The organism is Pseudomonas sp. PS1(2021) (assembly GCF_020405165.1).
Classification (GTDB): domain Bacteria; phylum Pseudomonadota; class Gammaproteobacteria; order Pseudomonadales; family Pseudomonadaceae; genus Pseudomonas; species Pseudomonas aeruginosa.
In genome coordinates, this window is sequence record NZ_CP084484.1 from 938,698 (window position 1) to 951,558 (window position 12,861).

At 57.5% G+C, this 12,861-nt stretch carries 12 protein-coding genes; 8 read left to right on the plus strand and 4 right to left on the minus strand.

Features of this window, described 5'->3' with window-relative positions; all coding sequences use genetic code 11:
- Positions 1-462 precede the first annotated feature (462 nt).
- Both LE197_RS04565 and LE197_RS04570 read right to left on the minus strand, forming a co-directional pair.
- Positions 463-1,677: a glutathione-independent formaldehyde dehydrogenase gene (locus LE197_RS04565; RefSeq protein WP_023093406.1), complete on the minus strand. Its 1,215-nt coding sequence runs from the start codon at positions 1,675-1,677 to the stop codon at positions 463-465.
- Between the two features lie 466 nt (positions 1,678-2,143).
- Positions 2,144-3,085 carry a LysR family transcriptional regulator gene (locus tag LE197_RS04570; RefSeq protein WP_028698648.1) on the minus strand — a complete coding sequence of 314 codons (942 nt, stop codon included), beginning with the start codon at positions 3,083-3,085 and terminating at the stop codon, positions 2,144-2,146.
- Positions 3,086-3,569: 484 nt separating this feature from the next.
- Between LE197_RS04570 and LE197_RS36760 the strand changes: the two genes are divergently transcribed.
- Both LE197_RS36760 and LE197_RS36765 read left to right on the plus strand, forming a co-directional pair.
- Complete coding sequence (locus LE197_RS36760) at positions 3,570-3,848, plus strand: DUF488 domain-containing protein (protein ID WP_264086463.1); 279 nt, start codon at positions 3,570-3,572, stop codon at positions 3,846-3,848.
- Complete coding sequence (locus tag LE197_RS36765) at positions 3,848-4,000, plus strand: DUF488 family protein (protein ID WP_230205692.1); 153 nt, start codon at positions 3,848-3,850, stop codon at positions 3,998-4,000. The genes LE197_RS36760 and LE197_RS36765 overlap by 1 nt, the downstream gene beginning before the upstream one ends.
- 257 nt (positions 4,001-4,257) lie before the next feature.
- Here LE197_RS36765 and LE197_RS04580 read toward each other — a convergent pair whose 3' ends face one another.
- Entirely contained in the window at positions 4,258-5,529 is a 1,272-nt protein-coding gene (locus LE197_RS04580) for an IS4-like element ISPa45 family transposase (RefSeq protein WP_020924943.1), read from the minus strand.
- Between the two features lie 493 nt (positions 5,530-6,022).
- Between LE197_RS04580 and uvrB the strand changes: the two genes are divergently transcribed.
- A complete protein-coding gene (uvrB, locus tag LE197_RS04585; RefSeq protein ID WP_020924944.1) occupies positions 6,023-7,999 on the plus strand; it encodes an excinuclease ABC subunit UvrB in 1,977 nt (658 codons plus the stop codon).
- Between the two features lie 150 nt (positions 8,000-8,149).
- Here the strand turns inward: uvrB and LE197_RS04590 are convergent, their stop codons facing one another.
- Entirely contained in the window at positions 8,150-9,055 is a 906-nt protein-coding gene (locus tag LE197_RS04590) for a LysR family transcriptional regulator (RefSeq protein ID WP_020924945.1), read from the minus strand.
- 154 nt (positions 9,056-9,209) lie between these two features.
- Here LE197_RS04590 and LE197_RS04595 point away from each other — a divergent pair, with 154 nt between their 5' ends.
- From LE197_RS04595 to LE197_RS04615, 5 genes are all read left to right on the plus strand, one after another.
- The gene (locus LE197_RS04595; protein WP_017514126.1) at positions 9,210-9,617 is read left to right on the plus strand and encodes a ketosteroid isomerase-related protein; all 408 of its coding nucleotides are present in this window, start codon (positions 9,210-9,212) and stop codon (positions 9,615-9,617) included.
- A gap of 1 nt (position 9,618) precedes the next feature.
- Entirely contained in the window at positions 9,619-10,227 is a 609-nt protein-coding gene (locus LE197_RS04600) for a GNAT family N-acetyltransferase (protein ID WP_007182546.1), read from the plus strand.
- Positions 10,224-11,114 (plus strand): carbon-nitrogen hydrolase family protein, encoded by an 891-nt coding sequence (locus LE197_RS04605; RefSeq protein ID WP_007182547.1) that lies wholly within the window; start codon positions 10,224-10,226, stop codon positions 11,112-11,114. The genes LE197_RS04600 and LE197_RS04605 overlap by 4 nt, the downstream gene beginning before the upstream one ends.
- Before the next feature lie 282 nt (positions 11,115-11,396).
- Complete coding sequence (frmR, locus tag LE197_RS04610) at positions 11,397-11,672, plus strand: formaldehyde-responsive transcriptional repressor FrmR (protein ID WP_007182548.1); 276 nt, start codon at positions 11,397-11,399, stop codon at positions 11,670-11,672.
- Positions 11,673-11,731: 59 nt separating this feature from the next.
- Positions 11,732-12,841 (plus strand): S-(hydroxymethyl)glutathione dehydrogenase/class III alcohol dehydrogenase, encoded by a 1,110-nt coding sequence (locus tag LE197_RS04615; protein WP_007182549.1) that lies wholly within the window; start codon positions 11,732-11,734, stop codon positions 12,839-12,841.
- Positions 12,842-12,861: the final 20 nt, after the last annotated feature.

Sequence of the window (12,861 nt, forward strand, 5' to 3'; positions counted from 1 at the left end):
TTATCCAACACTGTGCTATCTCCCTATAGAAGTGACTGCCATTCTGGCGGCGGCGAGTTCGGCCACATCATTGGAAACTTCTGGCTGAATGAGCCAGGGCTGGGTTGACCGTGCGATGGCCCGAGGCAGGCACAACACCAGGCGAGCCTGTCAAGTCCGTGGGGTGATAAGGATCAGACGAAGGCTATCTCCAGCCACGCACGTCAATGGATGCCGTGCATCGTCCCCGTCTGACCCTTGGCCGATTGCGAACCAAGCGCTTGAACACGCTTGCGGTTGATCATCACCTGCGGATTGCTGAGGCTCTGCTCCTGGTCCGAGCCAAGGCAAGTACCCTGGGGCAGACGGCAAATGCCGGCGAAAATATTCGCCGGCTCCAGTTGCTGCCCGGAGACTGGCGGGACCAGAATGCCTCTCACCAGAAAGTGTGAGACATCCTGATGCTTAGCCCGCGCCGGATGCTTAATGCCGCACTGAACCATGCGGGTCGATGACGTACTTGTATGCAGAACCCGCGTCGAACTCTTTGTACGCGGCGGGCGCGTCTTCGAGCTTGATGAACTTAGTGTTCATCATCGGCGAAAGGTAAGGCATGCGATCGTTCAGTATCGCCCGCATTAACGCGTGGTTGTAGTTGGCCGTCGGAGATTGACCAGCCGACATTCGCGGCGACTTGATCCAGGCGTTGGACCATTCCAGATCCATATGGCCTTTCTTGGCTTTCGGGTCTTTCGAGATCGGGTTTGCGCAGTACACACCGACCGTACTGGTCATTCCGCCGAAGCGGACATATTTGAGCATTGCGTTGGTAACAGCGCTCTCCACGATCTTGTCAGCCTCCGCGCCAAACCCGCGGCAGTCCACACCAACATAGTCGATGACGCGATCCACCTCCCTGTGCCCGGTAATGCGTTCGAGATGCTCCTCGATCGGCACGCCGTCGGAAAGGTTGATGGTTTCCACGCCGTGTGGCTTGAGAAGGTCCAGCCGCTCTTGAATGTAATCGGCAACGATGATGGCGCCTGCACCCAGAAGTCTGGCGCAGGCGGCACCCGCTCTGCCGACCGGCCCGGCACCGAAGATCAGGATGTTTTCGCCGACGACGTAGGCCGGCGCGGCTGGCCAGTCTGGGCCAGCGAACCCATGGAAAGCTGTGGGTAATACGTCAGAGAGAAGGGTCAGGTCGCGGATTTTTTCCATGGCGGCATCCTTGTCAGGGAAGCGAAGGAGATTGAAATCCGCATACGGTACGAAGAGATAATCACCTTGCCCCCCCGTCCAGCCACCGAGGTTGAACCCGTAGGCTCCGCAGTCGATTTCGGGGTTGGTGTTCTCGCATACATCGGAGCGCATATGCTTGCAGTTGTAGCAACGCCCACACCCCACATTGAAGGGAACGGAAACGATGTCGCCCTTCTTCACGACTTCGACGTCTGATCCCACTTCGATCACTTCGCCGGTCATTTCATGGCCCATGGTCATTCCCTTGGGAACAGCAAACGAACCGCGATAAATGTGAAGGTCGCTGCCACAGATATTTGTGGTAACTATTTTGAGGATAGCGCCATGGGGTGCGCTTTTCCCTTGAGGGGTTATCAGCTCTGGAAATTTGAAGGTGTTGACCTTCATTTCCAAGGGCTTCTCGAAAGTCACGATTCGGTTACCGGTCGGAGTCATTTCGTCACCTCTGTGCGTTAATGTTTCCATCTTCTAAATCGAAGTGGGAAACGAAATTTACCGCTGTCAAGAAGAACGATCGTGGTATTGCCTAGCCGTTGGTCGCGTCTCCTTCTGCGGTCTTGACAGCATCGGATCAAGCTCAGAAGTGGTCAAACTGGAATAATCTATGTGCAGATAGGCACGATCTATCTACGCGGGATCGTCGAGCCGTGCTCGTCTCCTAGCCGGGAGAGGGCAACGATCATCGCTACATCGCGCCTCCTAGCTTGATCTAGGAACAGTCAGCTCGACCCAGCGAGACATGAGGAGGCCGCATGCAGCAGGTACTCCTGCCCCCCGAGTTGCCCCTGGACCTAGTGGCCTTCGATGGGTTGCTCAGCACGTGGCGCCTGTTAGCGGCGCACACGGCATGCCTGCAATCTTCGCCTGGTTGAAGCAATACAGAGTTGCTCTTCAAGACTCGCTATTTCAGGGGGCTTTGAGATGAGTCTGCTTTGGGCTGGAACCGACGATGGATCGATATAACGGATTGAAGAGTGGCGGCGAGTTCGGGGGTGTGCACCATTTCGAGCAATGCACGCGATGACGGTGCCTCGAACGCATTTTTCCCAGCAACGAATCCGACATTTGAGTGCGACATTGGTCCATTGATTGCGATTGCGTGGAGATTTGGAATGTGCGCGAGTTGGCCGGCGAGAGATTGCGGAAGAACTGCCGAATATTTTCCTGTCGCCACGTGTGCCGATAGCACGTCAATTGAATCAGTGCGAATAGTCTGCGCGGTACATTGCATCAGCCTATCTTGAATGGGTTCAGGTACTGCCGAGTTCAGCACGCAGAGTTGTCTATTGAGAACATGGTCCCACGTTGTGCTTCGGGGTTGCTGTGTTCTCGCGGCGTGAAAAAGGAAAATGCGTTCACGGTACAGAAGGTGAGTATCGAAGTCTTCCCCTGGGATATCCTCCAAATGCATGAGTGCGATATCCAAATTGTTTTCTCGAATCGCCTGTAGCAGGGAAGAAGCGCCGGAAACCAGAACTGATTGTTGAAGTAAGGGTGTTTTTTCAGCAAGGGCGATGCTTAATGTGGGCGCTACACCGGCAGTTCCTGGGAGTATCCCTAGCCGGAATTGCCCCTCTATACCTCGCCGTAGTGCGGAGAGTTCTCGCTCCAGCCCTTTGCAGTCGTCATACATCTGCTGAGCCCAAGACAGTACGCGCATCCCTTCAGAAGTGAGGCCGTCATAGCGTCGGCCATGACGCACGATCTCGACACCCATGTCTTCCTCCAATTGCTTAATGCCCGCGGAGAGTGTCGGCTGAGAAACATTGCAGCTTTTGGCCGCGTTGCCAAAATGGCCTTCACGGTGCAAAGCAAGCAAGTATTCAAAGTTTCTTACGATCATATATTTTCTTCTGATAAAGTTGATTGGATTTTATACTTTCACGAAAAACCCTGCGCACGCTTCGATCCGCGTCCAACCTTGGGCACGTAGCTGGCACGCATGAAAGGCTGCCGCGCGCAGTGTCCATACAGTAGGTTCGACTCGTCATCGACGGTCAGCACCACAACGCACGGGACAGCCAATAGCGCGAACACAGGTGCTTTGCGCTGTGGGCGAGTCGTCCTCATGTAGCTTAGCAGTTGGCGCGTTCTGGAAGGGAGTAAGCGTGAGTGGTGAGGCACGCAACCGCAAAAGGCGGTGCTAAGCTCTTGAGCTGTTCGGGTCGTGGCCGTTGAAGCGGCGAGAGAATGGAGCCTGCCATGGCCGTTGTGGCGCAGCTAGTACACCATGCCCCCAGCGTTTCCTTAGCTGCGATTGACGGGCATGCCTGGCGGTAGCTCAATAACAGCCATTTATGGATGAAGGAACGAGGGGAATAAGGCAGATGAAGATATTCACGATTGGATTCACTAAGACCTCCGCGCGGTCCTTCTTCACCAAGTTAAGTGCTTCTGGTGCCAAGCGCCTTGTCGATGTTCGCCTGAATAATGTTTCGCAATTGGCCGGATTCGCTAAACGCGAGGATCTTCGATATTTTTCCGAGGCGTTGTGTGGGATGGAATATGAACATCTACCAGCACTTGCTCCAACCAAAGACATGTTCGAGGAATATAAAATAAAAGGGGAGATTGGGATATCTACGCCAGTAAATTTCTGGATTTAATGTCGTCCCGAAAGATTGAGTCAATCGATAAAGAAAAGATTGATAACAGTTGCCTGCTTTGCAGCGAAGACAAGCCCCATCACTGCCATCGGAGGCTAGTGGCCGAGTACCTTGCAGGCAAATGGCCGAATGTTGAGATCGTGCATCTTTAGAGGGGCGACGTAGCTCCCAATGTCATCAACTTAAGCCCCCAGCCCTGGCCGGGGCAAGAAATCCCGGGGCTTGGACGCGCGGTTGCAGCAGTGCCTTCACTGGTTTTGCTCCCCAGTTCAGCGCATGTGCGACCCAGACGCCAGCTTAATGGATGCCGGTTCGCCTCGGCGGGCGGGATTTCTCGTTTTCCGGGCGAGCGCGTGCCGGCCGCTGTCTGGCCAGCTTTTTTGCGGTGCAGTTCGGGTGCTGCTTGTTCTTAGCGCGTCGGTTTGTAGCCCTCGCAGCCGCGACTGGCCAGGCGCATACGCTGGCGCGGGAAGCTGCGGCCCGGGCGCACAGCGCTGAGGCTGTTGGCCATCAACTCCATCACGTTGGCCAGCCCCTGCACACCGGGGCGTACCAGCAGGTCGACCAGGGTGTTCTTGAGGCGTGACACCCCTTGGGTGAAGTTGACCTTCCAGCGCAGCTTGCGGCCTTTGTGGCGCTGCTCGATGACCGGTTGCAGCAGATGTTGCATCAGCAGCGCTAGGTTTTTCAGCAGTTGCCCGGCATGAAAGTCCTGCTTCACGGCCGTCACGCTACGGCCGCTAAAGTTGTCGAGGCAGAGGGTCTGCTTGAGGCGGCGGTAGTCCGTTTCGATGCCCCAGCGGCGGTGGTAAAGATCCGCGAACACCTCGGCCGGGAAGGCCTGTCGATCCAGCAGGGAGGTCAGCAGCACTTCGCTTTCACCGCTGGCTAGCTCGACCCGGATCAGGCGCAATTCGACCCGGCCCGCGGGATCGACGCCGGCCTCGGTACAGAACAGGCGCGCCTCGGGATGACTGGCAGAGAAGAACTGCGTGTCTTCTGTCTGCCCCGAGCGGAGAAACTGTTTGACCTGCGCGTTGTAGCCACACGGCAGGCGCATCAGGAAATGTCGCCGGTGCTGCTCGAACAGCGCAAACAGCCAGTGTCCGGGGTAGCCGCGATCAAACAACGTCAGGCTGTCAGCGGGCAGATGCTCGAGGTGCAGATGGGCGCAATCGCGCTCGCCGACTGCGGATGGCACGATCAGGCTGTGTAGCGTCTGGCCGTCGGCGACGTCGTAGAGCATGGACAGACGGGCAACGGGAAACTCGCTATGGCAGCCGAAAAAGCGCGTCATGACCGACTCCAGCGGTAAATGGACGGTCGAGCCGTCCACGGCGAGTACCCGTAACCCGCGCCACGTCTGGCGCAGCCCGAGGCTGTCGAGCTGTTGCTGAAGGGTTTGGTTGAGGCTCTCGAAGACCTCGGGCTTGAGCTTGCCGCGCGCCTTGCTGAAGGCCTGCGCGGTGACCACCTGGGTCTCGGCCGAGGCCTGGTTGAGCACGCGATAGAACTGATCGAGCTCGGTTTGCAGGGCGGTGCGTGGCTGATTGAGCAAAAACAGGACGAGGTTCTTGAAGGTCAGTTGGCGTCGGCGGGTAAAGTCGTGAGGGCGCTGGCGGTGGGTATCGATGAAGTCGGGACAATCGAGCTGACTGGTTATTTTTTGTACAATTTTCAAGCCAGGGTTTGCTGGGCGGTGTCAAACGGTGTGGAATGAGGGGCCAAAAGGGTTTCTCCTATGCGCTGAATTTAGCGCTAATTATATGATATTTATAGGAAAAATTCCTTAAGTTGATGACATTGACGTAGCTCCACGTTTCCAACGCCTCGTCTGGAGGGCTGAGAGAGACAAAGGCGCGTATCGGCGGGAGCCGGCGCCACACATTGGGCGTACAGAGCAACCTCGCCCGCCACGGCTCGATGTCAGCGCTCAACGAGGCGAGTGGCTCCAGGTGCATTGGCAGACGGGCCGCTGGCTGACGTCGTGGCGATCGGCGGATATGCACTGGGAAGCCCGCCCATGTGCTGGGCTATCATGTTGGCGACGCCTACGCCCAGGTGGGGCGCGGCAGGATCGCCGTCATTTACACCCCAGTTTGGTACTGCTATAGGTCTTCTGGAATAGCCGATACATCAGGACAAATTGAAGTAGCTCAATTAGGAGATATCTAATGTCAACCGGTATGTTTATTCTGCACTCCAACTATACGCCGGCGGGGGACCAGCCAGAGGCGATAGCGCGCCTGCTGTCGGACATAGAAGAAGGTGCGACGCACCAGACGCTGAAAGGTATCACCGGCTCAGGTAAGACCTTCACCATGGCCAATGTGATTCATCGTCTGAAGCGGCCTACGTTGATCTTGGCTCCTAACAAGACGTTGACCGCGCAGCTTTATGGTGAAATGAAGCACTTCTTTCCTGAGAACGCGGTCGAGTACTTCGTTTCCTACTACGATTATTTTCAGCCCGAAATCTATATGCCGGGCACCGATCGTTTCATTCCAAAGGACTCGGCCATCAATGACCACCTTGAGCGCCTGCGCCTGTCCACGACCAAATCCTTGATTGAGCGTCGTGACGTGATCGTCGTCGCTTCGGTGTCTTCAATCTACGGCCTGGGTGATCCAGATGCATACCGAGCGCTACAGATCGCTCTGTCCCCTGGGGTCAAACTAAACCAGAGAGAGCTAATTCGTCGCTTGGCTTTGCTGCAATATGATCGCACGGAGCGCACTCTCAAGCGTGCAACGTTCCGCGTCCAAGGTGATGTGATTGACATTTTCCCCGCTGATTCCGAGTACAGGGCGGTTCGGGTGGAACTGTTGGATGACACTGTTGCGTCTGTCCAATGGATGGACCCTGTTACCGGCAAGACGTTGGGAGAGATAGACCATTATTTGGTTTCGCCAAAAACGCTTTTCGCGCCGCCCACGAACAAAATAGATTCTGCATCCAAAAAGATACTCGCTGATATGGAAGAGCGGGTTGCCGAGCTGAACAGGAATAATCGCTTGGTCGAGGCAATCAGGCTGTACGAGCGGATCACGCATGACGTGGAAATGATGCGCGAGGTCGGCTATTGCTCGGGGATGGAGAATTATTCCTGCTACTTCAGCGACCGAGACGCAGCTTCTCCTCCGATCACGTTGCTGGATTATTTGCCGAAAGACGGGCTGCTGTTCGTCGATGAATCTCATGTCATGGTGCCACAGATATCCGCAATGTACCGGGGGGATCAGGCGCGCAAGGACACGCTGATCGATTACGGGTTCCGTTTGCCTTCATCGAAGAACAACCGGCCATTGAACTTTGACGAGTTCGAGAAGGTCAAGCCTCAGACCATCTTTGTTTCCGCTACTCCGGGCGACTACGAGCTGAGGGTGTCGAAAGGCAGGGTTGTCGAACAGGTTATCAGGCCAACGGGACTGCTTGACCCCAAGGTTGAAGTGCGGAAAGCGGATGGATACATAGATGACCTGCTTGCCGAAATATCGAAGTGCGTGAAGAGAAAGAATCGAGTGCTTGTGACTACGCTGACGAAGGTCAGTGCAGAAGAGCTAACGGATTTCTTGACGGACAACGGGATTCGAGCGCGCTACATGCATTCGGACATAAAAGCGGAGGATCGTGTTGAGATCATCAATGGCCTGCGCGCAGGAGAGTTCGATGTTTTGATTGGGATTAGTCTTTTGCGCGAAGGGCTGGATATTCCAGAGGCATCATTGGTTGCCATTCTCGATGCAGACCGTGCAGGGTTCTTGCGTTCGGCCCATGCGCTCATTCAGATGATCGGTCGAGTCGCTCGGAATGAAAACGGCAAGGCGATCTTGTACGCCGACGCGGTGACGCCGGCGATGAAGCAGGCGATCGATGAGACCAATAGGCGCAGGCAGCTTCAAATTGCCTTTAACGAGGAAAATGGGATTTCTCCAGCCTCGTCTGTGCGAAAACTAGCAGGGGAAGAGACGAATACGGAGGAGCCCACCGTTCATTCCGAGGCTTTCTGCGAGAACTTGTCCGACCTTTGCGATCAGATCACTGCCAAGGAACAGCAGCTACTCGAATTTACCGATACCGGTGACGAGCAGCGCGTCGAAGACATTCGTCGTCAGTTGGATGGGTTGTACCGGCAATTCATTTACATCTAATCGTTCGCCGGCATTGGGTTGCATGGCCGACCGATCTGCATCTGGGGCAAGCGGGCAGACGGTCGGTTCATCATTCAACCGGAGGGGTGAGCCGCCGAGGCTCAGTGCCCCGCTTTCCAAGATGTGTGCCCTACAGCGTCTTGCGACGTGTCAGCGCAAAGCTGGCAACGATCCAACGGCGACCAGCATTTCATCAAATACCGCTCGAACCCTTCCCGGAATGGGGCCACGCTGAGGCCGATAGACGTACAACCCCCATGCCGGAGGTTCTTCGTTCTCCAGCACTCGCACGAGCTTCCCGCTGGCAATGTAGGGGGCGGCCATGTAGTCCGCCAGTTGCGCGAACGCGATCCCGGCCAGCGCCGCTCCCATTTCCATGTCGGCATTGTCGGCGACGAGAGTGGGTGCGGTAGGTGTCCACTGGCGTCCCGCCTTGAAGTGCCAAGGCCAGGGACGGCCGGTATTGATATCCAAGGCCACGGTAACTGGCAGGCTGCTTAGCGCATCGATGTTTGCAGGTACGCCCACTTTCTTGATCAGGCGCGGAGCGGCAACGATGGGGAGTCTCATGTCGGCGGCCTTGCGTGCGACGAAGCGGCTATCGCGCATGAATCCGACCCTGATCCCGACGTCAATCCCTTCGTCAACCGTATTGCTGATGCGATCGGACAGGCGCACATCCAGCGTGATGCCGGGATGACGCGCGGCCACGCGCTCCAGTGCCGGTAGCACCGCTCTGGTGCCCAAGCTGTGCGGTGCGGTGATGCGAACCGTACCGGACAGAGAGGCCTGCTGGTCGGAGCTAGGCGTTCGCCACAGATCCTCGAACCGCTCCAATGCGGGGCGCACTTGGTCTAGCAGCCCTTCGCCGAAGGCGGTGATGCGCACCTGGCGCGTGCTTCGATGAAACAACACCTCGCCGTAGTGTTGCTCCAGTTGCTGGATGGCACGGGTTACACCTTGCGGAGAAGTCCCCAGCCGGACGGCCGCATCGCGAAAACTGCTGCTTTCGGCCGCCACCCGAAAGATGCGCAGTAGTTCCATTTCTTTGTTCATGACGCACGCCTCATGGCCGGTTTCGCTGCTCGTTAATTGTTCCAGATTGTGGAATTATAAAATCGCAACAATTCCATATACAAGGAGAGCGCGGTTGCCCAGACTGACAACACCCCGGAATGCTCCGCTCCGAACAACCCAACAAGGAACGCGAATGAACGCTGCGACTCTCATCACTGCCTACTACGACGCCTTCAACCGCGGCGACCGCGAGGCCATGCTGTCAATGTTGACCGATGACGTCGCGCACGACTTGAACCAGGGCGCTCGTGAGGTCGGTCGCGAAGCCTTCCGCGCCTTCCTGCAGCGCATGGACCGCTGCTATGGCGAGCAACTGCGCGGGATCGTGGTGATGGTCAGCGCCGACGGCCTGCGTGCAGGCGCGGAGTACGTGGTGCATGGCGAATACAAGGTGACGGACGACGGGCTGCCGGAAGCCCAGGGCCAGCGCTACGTGCTGCCGGGCGGCGCGTTCTTCGAGATCCGCGATGGCAAGATCGCTCGTGTCACCAACTACTACAACCTCGGCGACTGGATCGCACAGGTTGGAGGGGACGCCTGAAATGACCAGCGACGTGCAGGTGCTGGTTCGTCGTGGCCCGGACATTGCCGAATGGTTCGATGCCGTGGCAGGCCTGCGGGCGAGCGTCTTCCGCAGCTTTCCTTACCTGTACGAGGGCGACACCGAATACGAGAAGCACTACCTCGCCATGTACGCCCGTTCGGCAGACAGCCTGCTGGTACTCGCGCTCGCTGATGATGTGGTCGTGGGTGCGTCCACGGGGTTGCCGCTCGGCGATGCGGAGCCGGCCTTCCATGTGCCGTTCGCCGATCGAGGAATCCCGGTGGAGGCAGTGTTTTACTGTGGCGAATCAGTCCTGCTCCCGGCCTTCCGGGGCCTTGGCCTGGGCCATCGCTTCTTTGACGAGCGCGAAGCGCATGCCCGTTCGTTGGGCGGCATGCAGTGGGCATCGTTCGCGTCGGTGGATCGTGCAGACGACGATCTCCGGCGTCCTTCCAACTACCGCAGTAATGACCCCTTCTGGACCCGTCGCGGCTACGTGCGGCAGTCGGACATGAAGGTTACGCTGCCCTGGAAGCAGGTGGGTGAGCCGAGCGAAACCGAGCAGACGCTCACGATGTGGCTGCACTCCCTGGAGAACGCGAAATGAAAGTAGCAGTTGCGAAATACTCAGTGGGTCAGCCCGCGGGCTTCGAGGCATTTGCTGCGCGGCAGCGGCTGGTTCTGGAGGAGGCGCGCCGTGGCGGGGCGGAACTGGCCGTGTTGCCCGAGTATCTATCCCTCGAACTGGCTGCAACGTTCGAGCCTGGCATCCGCCATGATTTCAACGCCTCTCTGGCCGCGCTGCAGGCCTTGCAGCCTGCGTGGCTGGCACTGTATGCCGACCTGTCGCGCGAGTTGTGCATGACCATTCAGGCCGGTACGTTTTTGACCCAGGTTGGATTGGACCGCTACCGCAACCGGGCTTGGTGGTTTGCGCCTGACGGCACACGCGACTACCAAGACAAATTGCAGTTGACGGGGTTCGAGAAAGACGCCGGCGTCATCGAGGGTGGCGACGAACTGAAGGTGTTCGATTTGAAAGGCGTGCGTGCCGGCATCGCTGTTTGCTATGACAGTGAGTTTCCATTGCCCGTGCGAGCCCAGCGAGAGGCGGGAGTGCGCCTGCTGCTGGTCCCGAGCTGTACCGACACCCAAGCAGGTGCAACCCGGGTCCGTGTGGGCTGCATGGCGCGGGCACTGGAGAACCGAATGTTCATCGCGCAGGCCGTGACGACCGGAGCTGCTGACTGGAGCCCGGCGCTGGACACGAATACTGGCGAGGCCACGATCTATGCACCCATGGATCGCGGATTCCCGGAGGATGGCATTCTCGCGACGACTTGCGGCACGCAGACATGGGCGATTGCTGATCTGGACGTTGAAGCCCTCGAACGAAACCAGGAACAGGCCCAGGTTGCGGTCGATCGTGACTGGGACGGCCAGATGTTGCCTGCACTGAGGAAGGCTCGGTACTCGGGTCGTCAGGTCGCCTAGCCGGTCTCATCTTGATAGCTTCAGCTCGATGAGTTGGCTTAGATAGGCCATATCTATCTGCGCATAGATTTTTCCAGTTTGACCGGTTTTGAACTTGCCCCGATGCTGTCGATACATGCAAGAAATATTCATTGATTTGAATGTTTTGCGCTTCTTGGGAACAAATCTGTACTAGCCTGTAATAGTGCTCGAAGAGCACAGAATTTGTGGCGAAGTTCGGCCGCATATACTATGGTGGAGTATTGTATAATGCGGCGGTGTACCCAAGTAGAGAGGTGTTCGATGCCACACAGCCCGGAAGAAAAGAAGCAAGCCCTGACGCGCATCCGGCGCATCAAAGGTCAGGTAGCGACTCTTGAGCAAGCGCTCGATGCAGGTGCGGAATGCCCTGCAATTCTTCAGCAGCTTGCGGCCGTTCGTGGGGCAGTCAACGGATTGATGGCAACCGTTCTGGAGAGCTATCTGCGGGAAGAGTTTCCCAGTAGCGAAATCAGGAGCGATTCGCAGAACAAGTCCATTGACGAGACCATCTCTATCGTCCGCTCCTATCTGCGGTAGAGGCACCAGGGTGCCCTCGGTGAGGGCAAATTTAGTTAGCTAGTAAAGGAAGCGACATCATGAAATCACGTGCAGCAGTTGCCTTCGGGCCAGGAAAGCCGCTGGAAATCGTCGAGATCGACGTCGAGCCGCCGCGCAAGGGCGAGGTGCTCATCAAGATCACGAACACCGGCGTTTGCCATACCGACGCCTTCACCCTGTCGGGCGACGACCCCGAAGGTCTCTTCCCGGTCGTGCTGGGTCATGAAGGTGCGGGTATCGTCGTGGAGGTGGGTGAAGGTGTGACCAGCGTGAAGCCTGGCGATCACGTCATTCCCCTCTATACCGCCGAGTGCGGCGAGTGCCTGTTCTGCAAGTCCGGCAAGACCAACCTGTGTGTCGCGGTGCGCGCCACCCAGGGCAAGGGCGTGATGCCCGATGGCACCACCCGCTTCAGCTACAACGGCCAGCCGATCTACCACTACATGGGCTGCTCGACCTTCAGCGAATACACGGTGGTGGCCGAAGTCTCGCTGGCCAAGATCAACCCGGACGCCAATCCCGAGCATGTCTGCCTGCTGGGTTGCGGTGTGACCACCGGCATCGGCGCTGTTCACAACACGGCCAAGGTTCAGCCGGGTGACTCTGTGGCCATCTTCGGCCTCGGCGGCATCGGGCTCGCTGCGATTCAGGGGGCACGCCAGGCCAAGGCAGGTCGCATCATCGCCATCGACACCAATCCAGCGAAGTTCGAGCTGGCTCGTACCTTCGGCGCGACCGAATGCCTCAACCCGAAGGACTTCGACAAGCCGATTCACGAGGTTCTCATCGAGATGACCGGTTGGGGTGTCGATCACACCTTCGAGTGCATCGGCAACGTCAACGTGATGCGCTCGGCACTAGAAGCAGCACATCGTGGCTGGGGCCAGTCGATCGTCATCGGCGTGGCTGGTGCAGGCAAGGAAATTTCGACGCGCCCGTTCCAGTTGATCACCGGTCGCACCTGGAAGGGCTCGGCTTTCGGCGGGGTCAAGGGCCGCACTCAACTTCCCGGCATGGTGGAGGACGCAATGAAAGGCGAGATCGATCTCGCCCCGTTCGTCACCCACACCATGGGCCTCGACGACATCAACAAGGCCTTCGACCTGATGCATGAAGGCAAGTCGATTCGCACGGTGATCCACTACTGACCGCCCACTACCAATTCAAC

Excerpts from the sequence above, each read along its gene's own strand:
- LE197_RS04570 (WP_028698648.1), bottom strand. The coding sequence starts at position 3,085 with ATGATCGTAAGAAACTTTGAATACTTGCTTGCTTTGCACCGTGAAGGC.
- LE197_RS04565 (WP_023093406.1), bottom strand. The coding sequence starts at position 1,677 with ATGACTCCGACCGGTAACCGAATCGTGACTTTCGAGAAGCCCTTGGAA.
- LE197_RS36760 (WP_264086463.1), top strand. The coding sequence starts at position 3,570 with ATGAAGATATTCACGATTGGATTCACTAAGACCTCCGCGCGGTCCTTC.
- frmR (WP_007182548.1), top strand. The coding sequence starts at position 11,397 with ATGCCACACAGCCCGGAAGAAAAGAAGCAAGCCCTGACGCGCATCCGG.
- LE197_RS04595 (WP_017514126.1), top strand. The coding sequence starts at position 9,210 with ATGAACGCTGCGACTCTCATCACTGCCTACTACGACGCCTTCAACCGC.
- LE197_RS04605 (WP_007182547.1), top strand. The coding sequence starts at position 10,224 with ATGAAAGTAGCAGTTGCGAAATACTCAGTGGGTCAGCCCGCGGGCTTC.
- LE197_RS04615 (WP_007182549.1), top strand. The coding sequence starts at position 11,732 with ATGAAATCACGTGCAGCAGTTGCCTTCGGGCCAGGAAAGCCGCTGGAA.
- LE197_RS04590 (WP_020924945.1), bottom strand. The coding sequence starts at position 9,055 with ATGAACAAAGAAATGGAACTACTGCGCATCTTTCGGGTGGCGGCCGAA.
- LE197_RS04600 (WP_007182546.1), top strand. The coding sequence starts at position 9,619 with ATGACCAGCGACGTGCAGGTGCTGGTTCGTCGTGGCCCGGACATTGCC.
- uvrB (WP_020924944.1), top strand. The coding sequence starts at position 6,023 with ATGTCAACCGGTATGTTTATTCTGCACTCCAACTATACGCCGGCGGGG.
- LE197_RS36765 (WP_230205692.1), top strand. The coding sequence starts at position 3,848 with ATGTCGTCCCGAAAGATTGAGTCAATCGATAAAGAAAAGATTGATAAC.